The sequence below is a fragment of the Porphyromonas sp. HMSC065F10 genome (assembly GCF_001808555.1).
Taxonomy (GTDB): Bacteria; Bacteroidota; Bacteroidia; order Bacteroidales; family Porphyromonadaceae; genus Porphyromonas_A.
In genome coordinates this window covers 1-223 of the sequence record NZ_KV793756.1, presented here as the reverse complement: position 1 = coordinate 223, position 223 = coordinate 1, and the positions used below count along the sequence as shown (strand labels likewise).

1 protein-coding gene is annotated in these 223 nt (G+C 57.0%); it reads left to right on the top strand.

Going from position 1 to position 223, the window contains the following annotated elements; translation table 11 throughout:
* Positions 1 to 223 (top strand): hypothetical protein (locus HMPREF2890_RS09055; RefSeq protein WP_168160403.1); only part of this gene is annotated, 223 nt, incomplete at both ends.

Below are 223 nucleotides of genomic sequence, written 5' to 3'. Positions count from 1 at the left end.
ATTAACTTAGAGCGTCTCGCCGCCCGCATCGATGTCCAGTCGACGCTCGACAAGCTGACGCTCAGTAAGATCACCGTCAAGAATAGGAAGACCCAGTCCTCCCTCCTCGCCGCTTCGTCGACCAACGCCTACAGGACGGATGGTAAGGAGTATGGTTCCTTCGAGCGCTTCCGCAAGCCCGCCACCGACGTCTCCATGGGTCAGATCTACGCATACGAGAATA